Origin of the sequence: Cryobacterium sp. MDB2-A-1 (genome assembly GCF_004402675.1) — a bacterium.
Lineage (GTDB): Bacteria > Actinomycetota > Actinomycetes > Actinomycetales > Microbacteriaceae > Cryobacterium > Cryobacterium glucosi.
The window spans coordinates 218,899-240,322 of sequence record NZ_SOFK01000022.1 but is presented as its reverse complement, the minus strand read 5'-3'; the positions used below and the strand labels follow the sequence as shown (position 1 = coordinate 240,322).

23 protein-coding genes are annotated in these 21,424 nt (G+C 64.0%); 1 reads left to right on the top strand and 22 read right to left on the bottom strand.

Annotated elements, in window-relative coordinates:
• Positions 1 to 2: 2 nt before the first annotated feature.
• The 19 genes from rplW to E3O39_RS05905 form a co-directional block, all read right to left on the bottom strand.
• Positions 3 to 305, bottom strand: coding sequence for a 50S ribosomal protein L23 (rplW, locus tag E3O39_RS06000; protein WP_104100968.1), 303 nt, complete (start codon positions 303 to 305; stop codon positions 3 to 5).
• Positions 305 to 955, bottom strand: coding sequence for a 50S ribosomal protein L4 (gene rplD, locus E3O39_RS05995; RefSeq protein ID WP_134449886.1), 651 nt, complete (start codon positions 953 to 955; stop codon positions 305 to 307). The genes rplW and rplD overlap by 1 nt, the downstream gene beginning before the upstream one ends.
• Before the next feature lie 4 nt (positions 956 to 959).
• Positions 960 to 1,619 carry a 50S ribosomal protein L3 gene (gene rplC / locus E3O39_RS05990; protein ID WP_134449885.1) on the bottom strand — a complete coding sequence of 220 codons (660 nt, stop codon included), beginning with the start codon at positions 1,617 to 1,619 and terminating at the stop codon, positions 960 to 962.
• Positions 1,620 to 1,627: 8 nt separating this feature from the next.
• Positions 1,628 to 1,936, bottom strand: coding sequence for a 30S ribosomal protein S10 (rpsJ, locus tag E3O39_RS05985; RefSeq protein WP_035834607.1), 309 nt, complete (start codon positions 1,934 to 1,936; stop codon positions 1,628 to 1,630).
• Positions 1,937 to 3,019: 1,083 nt separating this feature from the next.
• A complete protein-coding gene (locus tag E3O39_RS05975) occupies positions 3,020 to 3,229 on the bottom strand; it encodes an Rv0909 family putative TA system antitoxin (RefSeq protein ID WP_174774565.1) in 210 nt (69 codons plus the stop codon).
• A gap of 142 nt (positions 3,230 to 3,371) precedes the next feature.
• Positions 3,372 to 4,565, bottom strand: coding sequence for an elongation factor Tu (tuf, locus tag E3O39_RS05970; protein ID WP_134449883.1), 1,194 nt, complete (start codon positions 4,563 to 4,565; stop codon positions 3,372 to 3,374).
• 144 nt (positions 4,566 to 4,709) lie between these two features.
• Positions 4,710 to 6,824 (bottom strand): elongation factor G, encoded by a 2,115-nt coding sequence (fusA, locus tag E3O39_RS05965; protein ID WP_134449882.1) that lies wholly within the window; start codon positions 6,822 to 6,824, stop codon positions 4,710 to 4,712.
• Between the two features lie 102 nt (positions 6,825 to 6,926).
• A complete protein-coding gene (rpsG, locus tag E3O39_RS05960; protein ID WP_066597688.1) occupies positions 6,927 to 7,397 on the bottom strand; it encodes a 30S ribosomal protein S7 in 471 nt (156 codons plus the stop codon).
• Positions 7,397 to 7,771, bottom strand: a complete 375-nt coding sequence (rpsL, locus tag E3O39_RS05955) for a 30S ribosomal protein S12 (RefSeq protein ID WP_055787040.1) — start codon at positions 7,769 to 7,771, stop codon at positions 7,397 to 7,399. The genes rpsG and rpsL overlap by 1 nt, the downstream gene beginning before the upstream one ends.
• 366 nt (positions 7,772 to 8,137) lie before the next feature.
• Positions 8,138 to 8,794 (bottom strand): spermidine/putrescine ABC transporter substrate-binding protein, encoded by a 657-nt coding sequence (locus E3O39_RS05950; protein ID WP_134449881.1) that lies wholly within the window; start codon positions 8,792 to 8,794, stop codon positions 8,138 to 8,140.
• A gap of 50 nt (positions 8,795 to 8,844) precedes the next feature.
• A complete protein-coding gene (locus E3O39_RS05945) occupies positions 8,845 to 9,333 on the bottom strand; it encodes a DUF6121 family protein (RefSeq protein WP_134449880.1) in 489 nt (162 codons plus the stop codon).
• Positions 9,334 to 9,410: 77 nt separating this feature from the next.
• Positions 9,411 to 10,352 (bottom strand): hypothetical protein, encoded by a 942-nt coding sequence (locus E3O39_RS05940; RefSeq protein WP_134449879.1) that lies wholly within the window; start codon positions 10,350 to 10,352, stop codon positions 9,411 to 9,413.
• A 119-nt stretch (positions 10,353 to 10,471) separates the two neighbouring features.
• The gene (locus E3O39_RS05935; protein ID WP_134449878.1) at positions 10,472 to 11,200 is read right to left on the bottom strand and encodes a hypothetical protein; all 729 of its coding nucleotides are present in this window, start codon (positions 11,198 to 11,200) and stop codon (positions 10,472 to 10,474) included.
• Positions 11,201 to 11,202: 2 nt separating this feature from the next.
• Positions 11,203 to 11,868 carry a hypothetical protein gene (locus tag E3O39_RS05930; RefSeq protein WP_134449877.1) on the bottom strand — a complete coding sequence of 222 codons (666 nt, stop codon included), beginning with the start codon at positions 11,866 to 11,868 and terminating at the stop codon, positions 11,203 to 11,205.
• Positions 11,865 to 12,914, bottom strand: a complete 1,050-nt coding sequence (gene pilM, locus E3O39_RS05925) for a type IV pilus assembly protein PilM (RefSeq protein WP_134449876.1) — start codon at positions 12,912 to 12,914, stop codon at positions 11,865 to 11,867. Before pilM ends, E3O39_RS05930 begins: the two co-directional genes overlap by 4 nt.
• Before the next feature lie 55 nt (positions 12,915 to 12,969).
• Positions 12,970 to 13,830: an A24 family peptidase gene (locus E3O39_RS05920; RefSeq protein ID WP_134449875.1), complete on the bottom strand. Its 861-nt coding sequence runs from the start codon at positions 13,828 to 13,830 to the stop codon at positions 12,970 to 12,972.
• Positions 13,830 to 15,626, bottom strand: a complete 1,797-nt coding sequence (locus tag E3O39_RS05915; protein ID WP_134449874.1) for a hypothetical protein — start codon at positions 15,624 to 15,626, stop codon at positions 13,830 to 13,832. Before E3O39_RS05915 ends, E3O39_RS05920 begins: the two co-directional genes overlap by 1 nt.
• A gap of 20 nt (positions 15,627 to 15,646) precedes the next feature.
• Positions 15,647 to 16,321 carry a type II secretion system protein J gene (locus E3O39_RS05910; RefSeq protein WP_255454142.1) on the bottom strand — a complete coding sequence of 225 codons (675 nt, stop codon included), beginning with the start codon at positions 16,319 to 16,321 and terminating at the stop codon, positions 15,647 to 15,649.
• A gap of 14 nt (positions 16,322 to 16,335) precedes the next feature.
• Positions 16,336 to 17,604, bottom strand: a complete 1,269-nt coding sequence (locus E3O39_RS05905; RefSeq protein ID WP_134449872.1) for a type II secretion system protein — start codon at positions 17,602 to 17,604, stop codon at positions 16,336 to 16,338.
• Here E3O39_RS05905 and E3O39_RS18925 point away from each other — a divergent pair.
• Positions 17,588 to 17,761, top strand: coding sequence for a hypothetical protein (locus E3O39_RS18925; protein ID WP_166787417.1), 174 nt, complete (start codon positions 17,588 to 17,590; stop codon positions 17,759 to 17,761). The two genes, E3O39_RS05905 and E3O39_RS18925, sit on opposite strands and share 17 nt — an antisense overlap.
• Before the next feature lie 12 nt (positions 17,762 to 17,773).
• Here the strand turns inward: E3O39_RS18925 and E3O39_RS19740 are convergent, their stop codons facing one another.
• The 3 genes from E3O39_RS19740 to E3O39_RS19430 form a co-directional block, all read right to left on the bottom strand.
• A complete protein-coding gene (locus E3O39_RS19740) occupies positions 17,774 to 18,226 on the bottom strand; it encodes a type IV pilin protein (RefSeq protein ID WP_277871727.1) in 453 nt (150 codons plus the stop codon).
• A gap of 136 nt (positions 18,227 to 18,362) precedes the next feature.
• Positions 18,363 to 19,592 carry a type II secretion system F family protein gene (locus tag E3O39_RS05895; protein ID WP_166787416.1) on the bottom strand — a complete coding sequence of 410 codons (1,230 nt, stop codon included), beginning with the start codon at positions 19,590 to 19,592 and terminating at the stop codon, positions 18,363 to 18,365.
• Positions 19,592 to 21,421: a type IV pilus twitching motility protein PilT gene (locus E3O39_RS19430; RefSeq protein WP_241984988.1), complete on the bottom strand. Its 1,830-nt coding sequence runs from the start codon at positions 21,419 to 21,421 to the stop codon at positions 19,592 to 19,594. Before E3O39_RS19430 ends, E3O39_RS05895 begins: the two co-directional genes overlap by 1 nt.
• Between the last annotated feature and the right edge of the window lie 3 nt (positions 21,422 to 21,424).

The following is a 21,424-nucleotide window of genomic DNA, read 5'->3' as shown; positions in this document are numbered from 1 at the left end:
GCTTAGCCGACGGCCGTGAAGATGTCGATGGAACCGGACTTGAGCGTGACGATGGCACGCTTGGTGTCCTTGCGCTTGCCCTGACCGAACTTCGTGCGACGCGTCTTGCCGATGCGGTTCATGGTGTTGATCGAAGCGACCTCCACCTTGAAGATCTTTTCGATCGCGAGCTTGATTTCGGTCTTGTTCGAGCGCGGGTCCACGATGAAGGTGTACTTGCCCTCGTCGATCAGGCCGTAGCTCTTCTCAGAGACGACCGGAGCGATGATGACGTCGCGGGGATCCTTGTTGATCGGGGTAGCCATTATGCGGACACCTCTTCCTTCTTGGTCTTGCTCGCCACGAACGCGTCGAACGCGCCCAGGGTGAAGACGATGTCGTCGCTGACGAGAACGTCGTAGGCATTCAGCTGGTCCCAGGACAGCACGTGCACCGTCGGGAGGTTGCGGATGCTGCGCAGTGTCAGCTCATCGGTGCGCTCGAGAACGACCAGCACGTGCTTGCTGCTGGCGATCTGGGTGAGCAGCGTGATGGCGCCCTTGGTGCTGGGCGTCTCTGCAGTGAACAGTGCGGTGACGACGTGGAGACGGTCGCCGCGGGCGCGGTCGGAAAGCGATCCGCGCAGTGCTGCCGCGATCATCTTCTTGGGGGTGCGCTGTTCGTAGTTGCGGGGCGTCGGTCCGTGGACGATGCCACCGCCGGTCATCTGGGGCGCGCGGATCGAGCCCTGACGAGCGCGACCGGTTCCCTTCTGCTTGAAGGGCTTGCGACCGGCACCGGAAACTTCTCCGCGGCGCTTGGTCTTGTGCGTGCCCTGGCGTGCGGCAGCGAGCTGCGCGACGACGACCTGGTGGATCAGGGGGATGTTGGTCTGGACGTCGAAGATTTCGGCGGGCAGTTCAACGGAACCGGACTTTGCGCCGGTTGCATCGATGAGATCGAGCGTGGTGGCCATGCGGTTACGCTCCCTTCACGGCAGTGCGGACGAATACGAGGCGGCCCTTGGCACCGGGAACGGCACCCTTGACCAGCATGAGGCCCTTCTCGGCATCAATGGCGTGAACCTTGAGGTTCAGCACGGTGACGCGCTCGCCACCCATACGACCGGCCATGCGCATGCCCTTGAAGACACGGCTCGGGGTCGAGGAAGCACCGATGGAACCGGGCTTGCGGTGGTTGCGGTGGGAACCGTGGGAGGAGGAGACACCCTTGAAGTTGTGACGCTTCATAACACCGGCGAAACCCTTACCCTTGCTCGTGCCCATGACGTCAACCTTGGAGCCGGCAACGAAGACACCGTCAACGGTGAGTTCCTGTCCCAGGGTGTAGTCAGCGGCATCCGCGGTGCGGAGCTCGGTGAGGTGACGGCGAGGCGTGACGCCCGCCTTTTCGAAGTGTCCGGCGGAAGGCTTGTTCACCTTGCGCGGGTCGATGGCGCCTGCAGCGATCTGGACGCCGGCGTAGCCGTCGATTTCCTTGCTGCGGATCTGGGTGACAACGTTCGGCGAGATCTCGATGACGGTGACGGGAACGAGCTTGTTGTTCTCGTCCCAGACCTGGGTCATGCCGAGCTTCTTGCCGAGGAGACCCTTGGTGGTCTTGGTATCGGAGTAAGACATCGCGGGCCCTAGAGCTTGATCTCGATGTTGACGTCCGCCGGAAGGTCGAGACGCATGAGCGAGTCGACGGCCTTCGGGGTGGGGTCAATGATGTCGATCAGACGCTTGTGGGTGCGCATTTCAAAGTGCTCCCGGCTGTCCTTGTACTTGTGAGGGGAACGGATGACACACACCACGTTCTTCTCGGTCGGAAGCGGCACGGGGCCGACGACTGTCGCGCCCGCACGGGTCACGGTGTCGACGATCTTGCGCGCCGAGATGTCAATGACCTCGTGGTCGTAAGACTTAAGCCGAATGCGGATTTTCTGTCCCGCCATGTCGAACTCTCTTTCTTGTCAAGGCTTCGTACATCCCGAAGGCTGCATTGGACGCCGTAGTAGCACTGCTGCTGTCGCACCACTGTTCATCTGTCAATTTCGATTCCTCGTCCCGCAGCCTTCCAGCCGCACGACTTTGAACCGAGCCAACCGCTTCTCCATACCGGGGCATGGGGGAAGGCATGGATTTCCCATGCTTTCCCGGCTGTTGGTTTAAGCTCTGTTCTGCTACCCGCGGCCTAACCGTGCGCCCTGTGGACACCGGTTATGCACTGCCTGGCAGTGATCCCGACACCGCGTGCAGCGCGGCAGTCGAAAGTGTTGAACTAGAAGAGTCTGCCACAGGGGTAGGTCTTTGTGCAACCCGGGCGTGTCGCGACCGGCGTGTCGCGCGTTTCGGCCCCCTTTCGCCCCGTTTCCAGCGCTTCGCTGCCCGTTTCGCGCTCGTTTCCCTCTGCCGGGGCCCGCCCTTCGTCGAGCGCGGGTGTTGCGCCGTTGCGCGGGTGGTCAACCACCCGCAAAGCGGCGCAACGCCCGCGCTCGATACAGACACGCCATTCACCACGTGCGGAGGCCCGGTCTCCGAACAGGCAGCCCAAGCTCCAGCAGACGCCCGCGCAAAGCGCATCCTGCTCAACGCAATGGAGAAACCCCAGCGAGTGAAGCCGTGCACCTGCCGACGCACCCCATCTTCACGGCGCTTTTCATCCCACAGCACTTCCTCGGGCGTACGCCCGTCCCTCATGACGGGATCGAAGTACTTGATCTTCCCGTCAGCCTCCCCCAATGCTGATAGTCGGCTACGGACAACAAGTGGTCCGCAGGGTGGTCCGGTGGAATGTGTTCAGTCATGCTGCAGAGCATGTGACCCACGGAGCACATCTGGAGGTCGAAGGCTTCATTCGTGCGTTACCGACGACATCCACTCCTGTGGAGGACTGCGTTCAGACTCGAGCGCGGGTGTTCCGCCGTTCAGCGCCTGGCACAGCACCCGCGGAACGGCGGAACACCCGCGCTCGAGTGGTGCGTCCTGAGCGCCGCGGCCGACTCGGACGCTCGCTGCGGACGCTCGCCGCGCGAGCGCTAGTCGGTGCCGACGTGAGTATCGGCGGCGGCGCGGGCCTGCTCGATCTGGTCTTCGAACTTGTTGCCGGTGACCTTGTTGACCGCGTCGGCCGTGCCGTCGAGCAGCTTGTCGCTGATGTCCTCGGCCTGCTCGCTGTGCAGGGCCTCGGTGACCTTGCTGTCGCCCAGGAACTCCTGGGCCTTCTTCGTGATGTCGTCCAGTCCCATGATCCACTCCAGTCCGGCCGCTTCAGTGCGACCGCGACCCACGATAGAACCGGGGCACGCCCACGACAAGGGTCTCGCGGGGACGCAAAAACGGGCCGGCCCCGAAGGACCGACCCGTTTCAGTGGTGCAGGTGGTGAAGAACTACTTGATGATCTTCGTCACGGTTCCGGCGCCGACGGTGCGGCCACCTTCACGGATAGCGAAGCCGAGTCCATCTTCCAGGGCGATCGGCTGGATCAGCGCGACAGTCAGGTCGGTGGTGTCGCCGGGCATGACCATCTCGGTGCCCTCGGGCAGCGTGATGACGCCGGTGACGTCGGTGGTACGGAAGTAGAACTGCGGACGGTAGTTCGCGTAGAACGGGTTGTGACGGCCGCCCTCTTCCTTTGACAGGATGTACGCGGTGCCCTCGAAGTCGGTGTGCGGCGTGACCGAACCCGGCTTGACGACGACCTGGCCGCGCTCGACGTCTTCGCGCTTGGTGCCACGAAGAAGAAGACCACAGTTCTCGCCGGCCCATGCCTCGTCGAGCTGCTTGTGGAACATCTCGATACCAGTGACCGTGGTCTTGATCGTCGGGCGGATGCCGACAACCTCGACCTCGGAGTTGATCTTGAGGGTTCCACGCTCGGCGCGGCCGGTGACGACGGTGCCACGACCGGTGATCGTGAAGACGTCCTCGATCGGCATGAGGAAGGGCTTGTCCTTGTCGCGGACGGGCTCCGGGAAGTAGTCGTCAACGGCCTGCATGAGCTCCAGGATGTTGCCGACCCACTTCGGGTCGCCTTCCAGCGCCTTGAGCGCCGACACGCGGACAACAGGAGCGTTGTCGCCGTCAAAGCCCTGGGCGGTGAGGAGTTCGCGAACCTCGAGCTCGACGAGCTCAAGGATCTCTTCGTCGTCGACCATGTCGGCCTTGTTCAGCGCGACGAGCAGGGACGGCACGCCGACCTGCTTGGCGAGAAGAACGTGCTCACGGGTCTGAGCCATCGGGCCGTCAGTTGCGGCGACAACGAGAATCGCGCCGTCCATCTGTGCGGCACCGGTGATCATGTTCTTGATGTAGTCAGCGTGGCCCGGTGCGTCGACGTGCGCATAGTGACGCTTTTCGGTCTCGTACTCAACATGGGAGATGTTGATCGTGATGCCGCGCTGGCGTTCTTCCGGAGCCGAGTCGATCGACGCGAAGTCGCGCTGAACGTTGGTCTTGGAAGGGAACGTGTCGGCAAGGACCTTGGAGATCGCTGCAGTCAGCGTGGTCTTTCCGTGGTCAACGTGACCGATCGTTCCGATGTTTACGTGCGGCTTAGTCCGCTCGAACTTGGCCTTGGCCACTGTGGGTCCTCCTCAGGACTCTCGGCTTCACCGCCCGCTGGTTTGCGGCCGGTGAAACTGCTGGATTTGTGTACTTATGTTACTCGGGCCGGGAGGCCGAAGCGATTCGGCCCGAAGGCCCGGAAAAGGCCCGAGGGCCCCAGGCTATTCGCCCTTGTTCTTCTGGATGATCTCTTCGGCAACAGCCTTGGGGACCTCGGCGTAGCTCTCGAAGGTCATCGAGTACACGGCACGCCCGGAGGTCTTGGACCTCAGGTCGCCGATGTAACCGAACATCTCCGAAAGCGGAACGAAGGCACGAATGACCTTGACGCCGCTCGCGTCTTCCATGGTCTGAATCTGACCACGGCGGGAGTTGAGGTCGCCGATGACGTCGCCCATATATTCCTCAGGCGTACGAACTTCGACGCTCATGAGCGGCTCGAGAAGAACAGGGTTCGCCTTGCGGACGGCTTCCTTGAAGCCCATCGAACCGGCGATCTTGAACGCCATCTCCGAGGAGTCGACGTCGTGCGCGGCACCGTCGAGCAGGCTGGCGCGAACGCCGACCATCGGGTAGCCGGCCAGAACACCGACGTGCATGGCGTCCTGGATGCCCGCGTCGACCGAGGGGATGTATTCCCTGGGGATGCGGCCACCGGTGACCTTGTTCAGGAACTCGTAACCCTTTTCGGCAGTAATTTCAAGCGGCTCGATCGCGATCTGAATCTTCGCGAACTGGCCGGATCCACCGGTCTGCTTCTTGTGGGTGTAGTCGTGACGCTCGACGGCCTTGCGGATCGTCTCGCGGTACGCGACCTGGGGCTTGCCGACGTTGGCCTCGACGTTGAACTCGCGACGCATGCGGTCGACGAGGATGTCCAGGTGAAGTTCACCCATTCCCTTGATGACCGTCTGGCCAGTTTCCTGGTTCTGCTCGGTACGGAAGGTCGGGTCTTCTTCGGCCAGCTTCTGGATCGCGAGACCCAGCTTTTCCTGGTCCTGCTTCGTCTTCGGCTCGATCGCAACCTCGATGACCGGGTCAGGGAACGTCATCGACTCGAGTACGACCTGGTGGTTCGGGTCGCACAGGGTGTCGCCGGTGGTGGTGTCCTTGAGGCCGATGACCGCGTAGATGTGACCGGCGGTCACGAAGGCCACCGGGTTCTCCTTGTTGGCGTGCATCTGGAAGATCTTGCCGATGCGCTCCTTCTTGCCCTTGGTCGAGTTGATGACCTGGCCGCCGGAGTCGAGGTGTCCCGAGTAGACGCGGATGTAGGTGAGGCGACCGAAGAACGGGTGCACCGCGACCTTGAACGCGAGGGCCGTGAACGGCTCGGACGCATCAGAGTGACGCATGACGACGACCTCTTCATCTCGCGCGTCGTGGGCCTCGATGGCCGGCACGTCGAGCGGGGTGGGGAGGTAGTCGATGACGGCGTCAAGCATCGGCTGGACGCCGCGGTTCTTGAACGCGGAGCCACAGAGGACCGGGTAGATCTCGCTGTTGACCGTGAGCTTGCGGATCGCGTGCTTGATCTCGGAGACGGTGAGCTCTTCGCCGGAGAAGTACTTCTCCATGAGGTCGTCATCGGTCTCGGCGACGGTCTCGAGGAGCAGCTTGCGGTAGACCGCGGCCTGCTCGACGAGGTCGGCCGGGATGACCTCGATCTCGTAGTGGGAGCCCATCTCGACGTCACCCTTGGAGTCGCCGCGCCAGGTCAGTGCACGCATCTCGACGAGGTCGACAACACCCTCGAAGGTGTTCTCGGCGCCGATCGGCAGCTGGATGACGAGCGGCTTCGCGCCGAGGCGCTTGACGATGGTGTCGACGGTGTAGAAGAAGTCCGCGCCGAGCTTGTCCATCTTGTTGACGAAGCAGATGCGGGGAACGTCGTACTTGTCGGCCTGGCGCCAGACGGTCTCGGACTGGGGCTCAACGCCCTCCTTGCCGTCGAACACGGCAACCGCGCCGTCGAGGACGCGGAGCGAACGCTCCACCTCGACGGTGAAGTCCACGTGGCCGGGGGTGTCGATGATGTTGATCTGGTTGCCGGCCCAGAAACAGGTCGTCGCAGCGGAGGTGATCGTGATGCCACGTTCCTGCTCCTGCGCCATCCAGTCCATGGTCGAGGCACCGTCGTGGGTCTCGCCGATCTTGTGGTTGACACCCGTGTAGTACAGGATGCGCTCAGTGACGGTGGTCTTGCCAGCGTCAATGTGCGCCATGATGCCAATATTGCGGACCTTGCTCAGGTCGGTGAGCACATCAAGTGCCACGGGTGTCCTCCGGACGTTTTTTGGGGGTGTGTGGGGCGAAACAAGACAAGCCGGTGGGCGAGCGGGGCGGGTGACCCGCCCCGCTCGCTCACCGGATCGCGACTACCAGCGGTAGTGTGCGAAGGCCTTGTTCGCCTCGGCCATCTTGTGTGTGTCTTCACGACGCTTGACCGCGGCACCGAGGCCGTTGGACGCGTCGAGGATCTCGTTGGTGAGGCGCTCGGTCATGGTCTTCTCGCGACGGGCCTTGGCGTAGCTGGTCAACCAGCGGAGAGCCAGGGTGTTGGCGCGGTGCGGCTTGACTTCGACCGGCACCTGGTAGGTGGAACCACCGACGCGGCGCGAACGCACCTCGAGGGTGGGGCGCACGTTGTCGAGCGCCTTCTTCAGCGTGACGACAGCATCCGCACCGTTCTTGGCAACGACGCCCTCGAGTGCATCGTAAACGATGCGCTCGGCGAGGCCCTTTTTGCCGTCGAGGAGGATTTTGTTGACGAGCTGGGAGACGATGGGGGCGCCGTATACCGGGTCAGCGATAACGGGACGCTTGGGCGCTGGGCCTTTACGAGGCATTACTTCTTCTCCATCTTGGCGCCGTAGCGGCTACGAGCCTGCTTGCGGTTCTTGACAGCCTGGGTGTCCAGTGCGCCGCGAACGATCTTGTAACGAACACCGGGGAGGTCCTTCACGCGACCGCCACGCACGAGCACCATCGAGTGCTCCTGCAGGTTGTGACCCTCGCCGGGGATGTAGGCGGTGACCTCGGTACCGTTCGACAGCTTGACGCGGGCGACCTTGCGGAGAGCCGAGTTCGGCTTCTTCGGGGTGGTGGTGTACACGCGGGTGCACACGCCGCGCTGCTGCGGGTTGGCCTTGAGGGCGGGAGCCTTGGTCTTGGTGACCTTGGGGCTGCGGCCCTTCCTGACCAACTGCTGAATGGTTGGCACTAATTACTCCTTGTTATTGCTGCACGGTGACAGCTCATTGATGGTTAGCATTCGATTCGTTCCGTTTCCGGTCCTTGTCGAGTTCATCTGGACCCGCCGGCGCACGCGGAACAAGTTCCGCGCGTTTCAGTGGGTATGCCGTGGGGGCTGCTCGGTGAGCAAACCCAGCATGCGTGCCGTGTCTGGGCGCCCAAGGTGCGGCACGACGAGATCGCGATGGCATGACTCAAGCGCACGACGAAGCGCACACCCCGAAATACTAACTCCCCTCGGGTAGCCCGGTCAAATGGCGAGCCTCCGTCGAGCGGATGCGGCGGGCCGGGCACGCGCGTGGCCCACGCGGCTTGTCCCCCACTCGTCCGCGACTCACAGGCCGTGAGGCCAGAGCGGGGAGTTGAGGGTGCTGTCGAGATCGGCGAGCAGGGACTGCACCCAGGGCTCGACGAACTCGTTCACCGCGGCCCGCATCCGCTCACGATGGCGGTACAACGCCATGCAGACCTGGCCGCCGACCTCGGCCGCGTACTCGTCGGCGAGGCGCAGCTCGGCGCGAATTGCCGCCTTCTCCTCCGCGGTGAGTGGCGCCGGTTCGGCGACGAACGCGGCCGGGGAGGCGGGGCGGGCGAGTTCGGCGAATGTGAAGAGGTAGGGCGCCTCACGTTCGGCGGGCGGGTCGAGCTCGAGGCCGGCGAACTCGGGGTCGAGGCCGTCGGCCGGGCGATAGCTCGCCACGGCGGCCTTGCGTTCCTCGTTCGCACGGATCTCCCGGCTGAGCAGCGGGAGGGTGGACTCGGTGTACGCGTCGACGGAGCCGTCGATCACAGCCTTCACGCGCATGGCGAGGGCGTGCTGCACCGCGTGCGGGACATCGGTCGTGAGGCCGGCGGCGCGGATGACGGGCGAACCGAAACAGGTGCGGCACAGCCGCGTCCTGCGGGTGTGCGTGCCGGGTCGCCACTTGGGGAGCCAGCTCAGCCAGTCGTCGACGACATCGCCGACGCGTGCTTCGATGGAACCATCCATGGACATTAAGGTTACTCGATGCCGCAGGTGTTCGGCGGGGAGATTTCGCCCTATTCGTCCGGGCGTTCCCAGGGCCACAGCGGACGGCCGTGTTCGTTGATGCGGGAGGCGAGCACGAGCGAATACAGCAGGGTGACGACGAAGGCGAGGATGCCGGTCGTCGCCGCGAACGGCTCGCGCAGCACCGCCGCGGCGAAGGTCAGCCCGCTGAACAGTTGCCCGTTTCCCAGGGGATAGAGCACGGAGCCGGCGGCGACGAACCCGAGGAACGCGGCGATGCCGGTTCCGGCCGCGTACCCGAGCGCCACCCGTTGGCGGCGCGGCGATGCCCGCAGCCCGAGCCACAGCAGGAGAGCGAAAACCAGCAGCACGGCCGCCGCCGCCATTCCGGGACCGACGAGCGGGCCGGCATCCGTCACCGGGATGACCTCGATGTCGGCGAGCAGGCTGATCATGCCGAAGGCCGCGACGAGCAGCGCCGCGTAGAGCACGGCCGCGAACACGGCGACGACGGCCGCGTATCGCTGATAGTCGCGCATCGCTCAGGCCTCACTCCCCCGCTGCGGGGGCTGCACCGCTACGGCGATTCCGCCGGCCGGCTTCGGACTGTTCGGGATTACTGCGGACGGGAGAGCTGCGGCCCTTCGGCGAGGCGGCGGTCGTAGTCCTGGCGGGCGGCGGCGTTGCGGGCCGTGACGGTGCGTCCGCGGCGGGCGATCCAGGCGCCGAACCAGATCGGCACCTCGCGGGCGACGACGGCGGCGGCGATCGCGTACGGGCTGAGCCACTGCGCGGTGATGAAGCGGACCGCTTCGGACGGGGTGAAGTTCCAGGCCTGCACGGTCAGCAGCGCCGCTCCGATGTAGGAGAAGTACACGATGACGGCCACGAGGAAGCCGAAGAGCACGTATGCCCACCAGCCGCCGCGGTTGACGATCAGCACGAGCAGGGAGAACCCGATGAAGAAGAACACGGCGGGCACGTAGAAGACCGGAAGCACGATGAAGTCGGTGAACTTCGCGGCGGCGTCGGCGACCGAGCCGCTGCCGGCCCCGGCGATGCCGAAGGCGACGAGCGCGTAGACGATGGAGTACACAACTGTCGCGAGAAGCACAAGCAGCACTCCGGCACCCCGGTTGCCCTTGTCGACGGGCGGGGCCGGGGCCTGGATGTAGATGGGGCCCGCGGGCGCCTGCACGGGAACCGCGGGCGTGTAGCCGGGGGTGTAGTCGGTGACGGGAGCATGCTCCGCTGCCGTCTGGTCCTGCGTGGCGACCTGGGCGTCCTCATGTGCGGCCTCGGCCGAGACGGCCGTGGGGGTCTCGTAGGAGATCGGCTCGCCGACCGGCTCGGGGACGACGACAGGGGCGACGGGGGCGGATGCCGCGGGCTCGGCGAGCGGGGCCGGTACCGACTCGTCAGCGGGCACTGCGGCGGCGTGCGCCGGCTCGCTCGGAGCCGGCTGGTCGGTCGGGTCCGTCTCGGACCGCGCGTACGCGGCCGTCGGGGCATCCGTCTCGGGGGTCGTGTTGCGCTCGTCTGATGTCGGGTCGCTCATGCTGCACTCCTCGCGGGCCGGGTGGCCGTAGCTCTCTGCAGCAACCATAACAACATGCCCGGCCCCCGATCGGGAGCTTGGCCGCGCGATTTGTGATTCGGTGCGGCGGCCGTTCGGGGCTATTTCGCCGCGGGCGTCGGGGTAGGCGTCGGCGTCGCGGCCGCAGTCGCCGCGGGTGTCGCCGCAGTCGCGGGTGGGACGAGCACGTAGACGAGGCCGGTGATTGTGGCCGTGATGTCCCCTGTCGCGCTCGTCTTCGAGTCGGTGGTCGAGTCCGCGGCGAGAGGTGCCGTCGTGATCCCGGTCACCAAATAGAGCCGCTGACCGCTCTGAAGTCCGCTGATGAAGTCGAGGGCATGGGCGTAACTTCCTGTGACCGTGATCGACACCGCGAGCGAAGCGAAAGTCGTTGCCGTGATCTGCGCGTTCGTGACCGGCATGACGGCCGCGGGCGTTCCGGTCGTGGCGCTATCCGTACCGGTTGAAGCGAGTGCGGCCGGAGCCGCATACGGAACGGCATCGGACACGGTCATGCCGGTCAGAGTCACCGACTTCGACCCGGCGAGCGCATCGAGCTGAGTGACAAAACTCGGCATCTCCGTGCCGCTCGGCACGGAAGCCTGCAGGGGAACCAGCTCGGCCTTGAGCGCATCGATACCGGCGTAGTCGGATTTGAGTTTGGCCAGCACCGCTGCCTGCCCTGCATTCGACGCCTCCACGGCGGCGCGCGCCTGATCGGCTGTCGCGACCGCAGCGAGCTGCGGTTGGATGCCGAGCAGCAGGCCCATCGCTAGGACGGCGACCATGACGACGACTGACCCGATAACCCAGATCCTGTTCTTGTCCATGTTCATTTCCCCACAGTCGCGAAGCGCTTGGCGTACGCGGCATCATTGACGTGCATGGTGATGTCGACGGTGTAAGTCTTCGTGGTCGCATCCAGAGTCACAGACCCGGGCAATGCGTCAGCGAATCCCGGCAGAGTGGAGAGCGCGTTGAGCCAGGTGGGGACGTCAGGCAGCACTGCACTCTTCGCGGTGAACTTCACAGTACCGACGCGGGCGCCCTGAAGCGGCGCAGTGGGCTGCGCATAGGCAAATATCGGGGAGGCAAAGTCCAGAGTCACCGTGTCGATCGAAACGGTGGACGGCAGGGTGGCCTGCACGCTGTCGAGGTACTTCTTCCAGTCGATTTCCGTCGACACCCCCACTTGCTGGGCGGCCTGCACAAGCGTGACTTTCGCCTGCACGGATCGAACTTCGATGTACTTGGTTTGCTCGGCGACGAGACTCGAGGTGCGTGCCTGTTCGTTCGCCAGCTGACTCTGGGCCTGGAGTGCGAGCACGGTCGAGGCGCCGGTTCCGACGGCCATGATGGCGATCACACCGAAAACACCGATCAGCAGGCGCCGCCGGATGACGGCAGCAGCACGCTCCTTGTAGATCTCCGGGGGGAGAAGATCTACACGGGGCACACCGCCGACGATGAGCTCCGCGGCCTTGCTGGCGCGGCTCATGCTGCACTTCCCAAGGCGAGGCCGAGCGCCACGGCAAATGTAGACCCGCTGAGCCTGAGGTCGTTCGCGTCGACGTCCCGCGCGAGACCGACCGTGACAAACGGGTCACCGACGACCACGGGCATTCGGGTCATCTCGGCGAGTGCTTCGGGCAACCCGCGCAATTGCCCGCCGCGCCCACTGAGCACGATCTGGCCCACCGGATTGGTCGGCCGTGTGTTGACGAAATAGCTGATGGTGTTGCGGAGGCTCGTCAACTGTTCACTCGCGATCTTGTAAATGACTTCCACAGCACGCTTGTCCGCCTCGGGCACAGTTCCGGTGGCCAGTCCGAGACCGCACTTGGCCGATTCTGCCTGTTCGGGAGTCGACTTGAGTTCGTCCTGCAGGGCTCGCGAAATGTCATCACCGCCTGTAGCAATAATTCGCACGAATTGCGGAACCCCGTTCGTCGCGATGACGACACTCGTGGTACTGCCACCGATGTCGACCAACGCGACCGTGCCGGCGATGCCCGGTCTGCTCACGAGAATGCGAGTCAAAGCGAATGGAATCAGATCTACGTCGACAGTCATCAGTCCCGCGAGCTGAGTGGCTTTGACGTTCGCGAGTACAGCCGACTTGACCGCCGCGATCAACAGCCCGTTGACGACCGGTCCATTCTCACCCTCAGATTCGGAGACCGGGTAGAAGTCGAGCAAGGCTTCGGCCACCGGGATCGGGAGCATTTCCTGCACCTCGAACGGCAAAGATTCACGGATACGGGCAAGTGACATTTTCGGGACGCTCAGGTCGCGGGCGAGGACCCGCTGGTTGCCCATGCCGAGCACGACGTTCTTGGATTTGAACCCACCGGACGACCAAAGCTGCTTGAGCGCTGCGGCAACGGTGTTCGGTTCTATGACCTCGCCGCTGTTGACCGCTCCGTCCGGCAGGCCAATCTGGCTGTAGCGGAGCAGGATCGGTTTGACAGATTGCGGGTCGCTCACTTCGACGGCTCGCAGAACCGAGCTCCCGATGTCTATCCCCACGATGCTTGTTGTCACGTTGTCATTCCTCTACTGATTTGGACGTCACTACGAGCAACGATGTTGCGTTCCGTCACTGTGTTATGCCGATGAAGCTCAGGTAGCTGTTCCACAATTGGTTTCCCCAGAAGATTCCGACCCACGCGCCCGCCAGCATCCAGGGCCCAAAAGGGATTCCACTCTTGCGATTGGCGCGTCGGGTTGCGAGCAAGCCGATCGCGAAAACCCCGCCCAGCAGGAAGGCCGCGAAGGCGCCGGCCACAAGGGGCCCCCAGCCGAGGTAACCGAGGAAGAGTCCGAGCACACCGGCGAGTTTGACGTCGCCGAAACCCATTCCGCCTGGATAAGCGAGCGCCATGACCAGGTACAGGGCCCAAAGGATTGCGAGACCAATGCCAGCACGGATCAGCGACGCATAGTCACCCGTCACGATTGATGCCGACCCGAGCAGCCCTGCCCCGACGAGATAGCTCGGCAGCACGATCCTGTTTGGCAGCCGATGGGTGTCGAGGTCGATCAGTGCCAGTGCGATACTCACCGCCGCCAGGTACAAGATCGCGAGCAAAACGAGCATTGCGGGGATCCAGGACGCACCCGCGCTGTCGGGTCCAACTTGGCCAGCGTACGCACCAGTCCACACGTAGACGGCGACCACCACGAAGAAGACGGCAGTTCCGGCTTCCACGAGTGGATACCGCACCGAAATCTTCGTCCGGCAGTCGCGGCACTTGCCGCGCAGGAGAGCCCAGGAGACCACCGGAATGTTGTCCCGTCGAAGGATGGAGGCCCCGCAGCGCGGACACGCGCTGGGCGGTGACACGATCGAGAGGCCTGCCGGAACGCGGTAGATCACGACGTTGAGGAAGGAGCCGACGACGAGACCGACCACGGCGCACAGCACGACGATGACGGGCAGCAGCTCAGTGACGGCCATCAGGGAAGGGCCGACCCGTTTGCCGCGAAAGCCGTCGCAACATCGACGTACTGGGTGACCCCGTAGGTCGTCGACGTCGGGGCGAGGAACTTGGGCGGTGCTGCCCCGTGCAGTCGGCTGTCGTACTTGTAGTTCTTCAGGAAGCCCGTGTCGCCGGAGCCGGTGCCGACGGTACCGCGGAACTTCTGTGCGATAGCTCCCAGGACCGTTAGTGTGCCGTGGCTGCCACCGGTGTCGTAGTTCTGCACCTGGAACGTGTGATTAATCGACAGAATCGCAGCGTCGATTTCCCTGTCGCCGAGAGGCGCTCCTCCATTGGCCGTGGTTACTTCCGTGCAGGCAGCGCGTCCGCCGGAGGCCGGGCAATCCATCGGGTTCCACACCCACACAGCGTTTTGCGCGACGAGCCCGAGAACGTCGAAGGCCGGATCGACATAGGTGAGGTTACCCGTGACGTAAATGAAGTTGTCGGTTGCAACCGTGACCGCACCCTTGACGACGCCCTTCACAAATGCGTCGCCCGTCCTGCACTGGTAGGCCGGAAGGGCAGACGTGGACGTCGGTGCGCGATCCTCGGTTGCAACCGGGTAGCGCAGGGTAACCGGGGAACCGTAGGTCCAGCCCTGATCTCCGCCACTGCCGGTGCAGCTGAAGTTGGCGGGCGTGACTCCCGGAGCCCAGTAGTTGGGGTCTGTTGAGGTCGACGAAGCGGTTTGAACGAAAATCAGGTTCTGATCCGGAACGGTCACAAGGGCACCTGCTGGCGAGTTCAATGAGGCCAGGTCACCGCACTCGACAGGGTTCTGACTCAGAATTCCCACGGTGTACGACGGCCTCGTGAACTTTGTCCATGGAGAAGTGACGCGCATATGACCAGTCGCGTCGAACGTGATCGTGGTCGGTCCGGTGTACATACACCCCGGCCGCGGAACATCCGCGGGCAAGTCGACGCGCGTCTCGTTAGGCATGGACGCGTTTGTGGGCGGCATGTCAAGAGACGGGGCCCACACGGGACCCGTCGGGGCCGGCGTGCCTGTTCCGAACACGATTGGGGTTCCTGGGCAGGTGTTGACGTAATTCGGTGTCAACGTACTGCTCGTGGTTACTCCCTGGAGAAACTTCGCTCCACAAATACGCATCTGGTCGTTGGAGTGAACGGGCCCATCGAGGACGTCCCCGCTTGCGAATTGAATTTCCGTGCAATCCGGGTCGTGCGGGGCGTGCCGCACATCGGCAGGATCGACGCAGCGGGTACTTCCCGTAATCTGCGGGTCCATGAATTCGTAATTGGTGAAGTAGAGGAAGTCGATGAACCCTTTCTGCTTGAGGTTGGCGACAATGCTGCGAGTCGACGCGCCGACTTTGCCGGTGGATCGGATCCGCACGATTCCGGATGACGAGTATAAGGAATTGTCTACCTCGTAACGGAACGACGCCCGACCTCCAGCGCCGGCGACGGTTCCCCAGGTGCCCGCGCTTCCCACACCGAAGGCGGGGTTTTCGTTGCCAGGCACGGGCATCGAAACGGTCGTCGTGCTTCCGGTCCCGATAGTGAAGGGGGCAGCCGGATTGCCGAACTTCTCGTAGGTGCTGTCATTAGACAGTCGACTGCCGTATTCGTCCACGCCGGCGTAGGCCGCCGCTAGTGCGGCAGTCGAATCCTGATCGTCGCGCGCTTTGATGGTGCCGCTAGCGGTGAAGCTAAGCGCGGTGGCAGTCAGGAGAAGCATGACAAGCGCCAGGCCAATGACGGTGACCAGGGCGACACCACTTTCGTCGCGACGGAAGTCGGTCATTAGCTTGTTTCTCACTGCGCTCACGAGACGACCTCTACCGTTTGTTCGATCACCACAGGCGCAGCGCCTGGTCCATCATTGCCCTGTAGTCGGACCGTCAGCAGAACGGTTGCAATTCGGGCAAGATCCGCTGAGACCATGCTTCCAGTGGCCGGCGCGGCAATCACAACGCCGCTGCTGTCGAAATAGCTGAAAAGGGGCGCTCCCGCGCCGGGGTCAACGAAGCTGGAGCCCAGATTGAGGCTTGAGTTCGGGGAAGTTGTCGTCGCGGCGAAGACCCATGCTGCCCCGGAGGCCGTCGCCGTCCATCGGCTTTCGATCAGGGCGCGGCTCGTGGGTTCGATCGAGAACCGAATCATCGTGGGTTTGGGAGGACGAACGGCCACACTCGCGAAAGCGTTGACGTCGGTATTGCTGAAAAGCACCACGCTCTCCCTGCCCGCGAAGCTGAAGGCTGGCGCCGCGATACTCGATCCGGCCACTTTCAGTGTCGTGCCGAAACGGATCACCTGACCGAGCTCGTTGGCCGCGGTCGACGCCACCCGGGTACTGCTGTCCAGTGATCGACTTATCGACACCGAACGAACAACGCTCGAGTACAGGCCGGAAGCCATCGCAAGTATCAAGCCCAGAAGCATCATGCTTACAAGAAGCTCCACAAGAGTGATTCCCGACTCTGTGTCGGGCCGGCGCATCGGCTCGACCGGCCTCATCGCGGGTCCAGAACGAACAGGCCGGTCGCGTCAGGGGCGAGGCCATGTGTGAGTAACGTCGCTCGTGTCTGGGGCAGCTGCGTCAGTGCCCCTCCGCTACTCGTACTCGTGAAAAGTCTCCAGGAACCAAAAGGAAGCGAGATGCGCACAGCACCCGACGACGGCACGATATTGCCGAAGTTGTAGGTCATCGTGGTGGTCGCCGATGTGAGGCATGAGGGTTCGCCCGGCACCGGGGTGGCCGGGTCCGATACCGCGGTGAGCCAGCCCGCCGTCCCGGATGTCACGGTGACGCCGCCCATGGGGACGTTGACGGTGACCGGGACGCCCGGGGCAGGTGCCGCAATGGCTCCGCGGACCGCAACGAGCGCCGGCGTCACACGAGTATCGGGGGCCCAGGCCTCCGGGTCAGGAGAAGGACATCCGGTCGCTGCAAACTTGCCAGCGAACGTCTGATAACCGACCGTGTACGGGTGCAGATCGACGTGGTTACTCGTCGCTTTGAGTGCCCAATTGCCCAGGCTGTTGATAAAGGTGTAGTCGAGATCGATCGGGATCTTCGGTAGCGGAGCCACGATATTGGACGCGTAGTTGAGCGTGAACCGCACGGCCGTGTCGTATTGGAATGAATAGGAGGCACTTGTCCCCGCCGCGACCGTACGCGTGAGGACCGGATTCGCAACTTGCGTCGAGTCGATCATGCCTGTTGTCGTGAGCTTCACGGCATAGTCGCCGGGTGCCGCTTGAAGCACAAAGGCACAGCCGTCGGCATCCGTCGGAGTAGTCGTGACAGAACCGAGCGCTGAAATCGCCGTGAAGGTCACCCCGGACTGCCCCAGGCCACGAGCGTTCTTAACCGAGATGAGCAGGGTCCCCTTTGTCGGATCGTTTATCCGGGCGCTTGGCGCCAGAAGGGTATCGACGACGACCGGGCGCGAGCTTGGTCGAATGTTCGGCCAGCTGACGGTGACCGTAATGCGCTTGTATTGAAGAGCCCCGCCGCCCGTTCCACATGTCGACGCAGCTCCCGCCGGTGTGACCCAGGCGGTTGTGCGCGTGACGATGTAGTTTTCCGATCCTGCAGTTGTAATCGTGTGCGCGGAGACGTCCAGCACGGCAAATGGATTGCCTAGTGCTCGAGCGGCGTCGATCTCGGTTGAGGCAATACTAGATGCCGTTTCGCGCAGCTTGCTGTCGCGGGAAAGAGCGAGAGTGGTAACCATCGCGTAACCGACTCCCAGAGCGATCATGGAGAAGATCATCATCGCGACCAAGATTTCGACCAAGGAAAGGCCTTCTGACCTGGCTGCGAACAATCGCGTGCAGATCTTCTTCTTCCCCAAGTCTTACCTCCAGCAAGCGATTCCGTCATTTGAGCGGCAGAAGTGGGGCACCACGATCGCGGTGCCCCACTTCTTTTGAACGCGCCCCGTCTTAGCAGGCAGTCCCAGTTACGCCACTTGAATCACTGACGTAGAAGGAGGTGCCGGTCGGGCTCTTGGCAACAATGCAGAAGGTCGACGCGTTGGTGGCCGGAGCCGCGACTGACCACTTCGGAGCGTCGGCGGCTGCGGTGTACGTGATGCTGGTGCCGCTGTAGCCGTAGGTCCCCAAGACCGCGGTTGTCAGCGCCGGGTAGGCACCGGCATTCTGCGTGAAGTAACTCACGACAGCCGTCTTTACGTTGGTGAGGTCAGACTTGACCGCGCTGTCTTTGGCGTTGTTCTGCACGCCGAGGTAGACAGGGATGGCGATCGCAGCGAGAATTCCGATGATGATGACGACGACGAGGAGCTCGATCAGGGTAAATCCTTTTTCGTTCTCGTCGAGCTTCTTGCGGCGGAGGTTGAGGGCGTTGAGCGCACGAGTGACCACTGTGAGATCCATTCAGTTAGGTGTGGAACCGGCCATCGGGCCCGATTGGACTCCAAGCGTATTTGCAGGTGGTTTCCAGCGGCGACCCATGAATGAGGGGTATTGCATGCAATTCCACCCCCAGTACGAGGGCGGCTCGCGGCGTGTCCTATTTGATGGCGCCCGCGATACTGAAGATCGGCATGTACAGAGCGATGACCATGCCGCCGATCACGACGCCGAGAAACGCGATCATGAGCGGCTCGATAGCGGCGGTGAGCTGCTCCGTCGATGACTCGACCTCCTGGTCGTAGAAATCGGCGATCTTGTTCAGCATGGTCTCGAGCGAGCCGGCGTCTTCGCCGACGGCGATCATTTGCGTGACCATCGGCGGGAAGACCGGCTGGGCCAGAAGCGGGCCGGAGATGGACTGGCCCTGGCGCACCGACTCGGCCACTTTGACCAGTGCATTCTCGATGACCCAATTGCCCGAGGTCTCGCCGACGATCTTGAGTGCTTGCAGGATGGGGACTCCGGCACCGATCATGTTCGCGAAGTTACGGCTGAACCGGGCAACGGCGATCTTCTTCAGCAGCGGGCCGAACACGGGCAGCTTGAGCATGATCGGGTCGCGGAAGCGGCGCACCTTTTCCGTGTTCTTGTTCTTGCTCCACCAGATGCTGAAGACCACGCCCACCACGACGAGCACGGGCACGACATAGATCATGGAATGTGAGATGTTGACGAGAATCTGCGTGGGGAGCGGCAGACCACCGCCCAGGCCTTTGAACATGTCGTCGAAGATCGGAACGATGAAGATGAGCATGATCATCACCGAAACCAGGGACATGATCAGCACGATCACCGGGTAGGTCAGCGCAGACCTAATGGTTCCGCGCAGCTTGACCTCCTTCTCGAAGTTCGCCGCGATCGACTCGAGGGCCCGGTCCAAGAACCCACCGGTCTCGCCCGCGCGGATCATGTTGATCATGATCGGTGGGAACTCACGGCCATGCTTGGCGAACGATTCCGAGACCGAGACGCCGGTCTCGACGTCATCCCGCACCTGACCGAGGATTTTGGCGAGCGGCTTGCTCTCGGTCTGCTCCGCAAGGATGTTGAGCGTGCGCAGCAGGGACAGGCCTGAACCGATCATGGTCGCCATCTGGCGGCTCATGATCGCGAGGTCTTTGAGGCCGACACCCTTCGTGAAGCCGGGAATGTTGATTTCCCGGTTCAGGCCGGTGCCCTCGGCCGATTCCTTGATGGAGATGGGCGAAATGCCCATGCTGCCGAGGCGACTGGCCACGGCCCCTTCACTCGAGGCATCCAGTTTGCCCTTGACGGTCTTGCCGTTGTTGTCCCGGCCGACATAGGCCCAGGCCGTTGCGGTCGACATCAGCGCTGAGGGATGGAGTAGGTGTCGCCGTAGTCGACGCCACCGCCGCCCATCGTTCGGGACGAGTCGTCGGTCGTCGTGTCGGCGCGCTTGATCAGCTGCTGCAGGCTCTCCACGTCGTGCGCCTTGTCGAGAGCGGCCTGTCGGGTGATCTGGCCGGTATCGACGAGGTCGGCGAGGTGCTGGTCCATGGTGTGCATTCCGTCGCCGCCACCGGCCTGCATCATCGACGTGATCTGGTGAGTCTTGCCCTCGCGGATGAGGTTGGCGATGGCCGGCGTCGTGACGAGGATCTCGGTCGCGACCACGCGGCCCTTCTGGTTCGCGCGCTTCACGAGGGTCTGGCAGACCACGCCGCGGAGGGTCGCCGCGAGCTGGGTGCGGATCTGGCCCTGCTGGTGCGGCGGGAACACGTCGATCATGCGGTCGATCGTCTGGGCGGCATCCTGGGTGTGCAGGGTCGCGAAGACAAGGTGGCCGGTCTCGGCGGCGGTCAGGGCCACCGAGATGGTCTCAAGGTCGCGGAGCTCGCCGATCAGGATGATGTCGGGGTCCTGGCGCAGCACGTGCTTGAGGGCGGCGGCGAAGCTCTTGGTGTCGTGGCCGACCTCGCGCTGGTTGACGAGCGACTTCTTGTGCTTGTGCAGGAACTCGATCGGGTCCTCGACCGTGACGATGTGGTCGGGCCTCGTGCTGTTGGCGAGGTCGACCATCGCGGCGAGGGTCGTGGACTTACCGGAACCGGTAGGCCCGGTGACCAGGACGAGGCCGCGGGGCAGCAGCGAGAACCGGCCGACGGACTCGGGCACGCCGAGTTCCTTGAGCGGCTTGATCTCGCGCGGGATGAGCCGGAAGGCTGCACCGATCGAGTTGCGCTGGTGGTAGAAGTTCACCCGGAACCGGGCGCCGGCGGCGGTGTACGCGAAGTCGAGCTCGCGGTCGTCCTCGAATCGTGCGAGGTCTGCGGGCGAGATGATGCTCTCGAGGGCCGTCCTGACTTTCTCCGGCATCCAGGCCGGGAGGCCCTCGATCGGGCGCAGGGCGCCGTCGACGCGGATCGTGGGCGGGGCGCCGACGGTGATGTGCAGGTCGGAGGCCTCGAGCTCGAGCACGAGGTGGAGGGCGTCGATCAGGTCCTGGTCGGCGGGGCGGCCGTCGGGGCCGACGTGCACGGGGGAATGCGGGCGGGCGCCTTCGGTGTGGGTCTCCGGCTCGGCCTGGATCGCGGCGCGGCGACCGGCCGGGCGTGCGTTCTGCGAGACGTACGGCTGCGGCGGGGTCATCGCCGGGTCGGCGACCCGTTCCTGCTCGGCGGCGGCAGTGGGCACAACGAAGGGAACGGCGAAAGGTGTCCCGGTGGGCGGCTCCATCGGCTGCGTGCCTAGGGGAGTGTGCGGTGCGGCCACCGGCTGCGGGAGCGTGTACGGGGCCGCTGCCGGGAGCGGAAGCGTGTAGTCGATCGCGGAACGGGGCGGTTCGGCCTGGTTCACATCGATGTCGTCGAGGTCCTCGTCAGCGGATGCCGCCGGGACCGCGAATCCCTGGAGGGGCGCCGGGGCGAAATCGGGTTCGGCGCGACGGACGCTGCGGCGTTCGAAGCCGTGGCCGCCGGTTTCGTCGATTCCGGCGCCGCGACGTTCGGCCGCCGCGCTGTCGACCGCGGCCTGGAGGCGTGCGGTGCGCTCGGCCGCGACCTGCTCGGCGGCGGTGCGCTCGGCATCCGCCTTCTCGAGGGCAGCGCTCTCGGCGGGGCCGGCCGCGATCTGGTCCCACCAGGAGACGTTCTCTCCCGGCTCGACGGCCGGAATTTCATAGATGGGCTTGTCCATGCG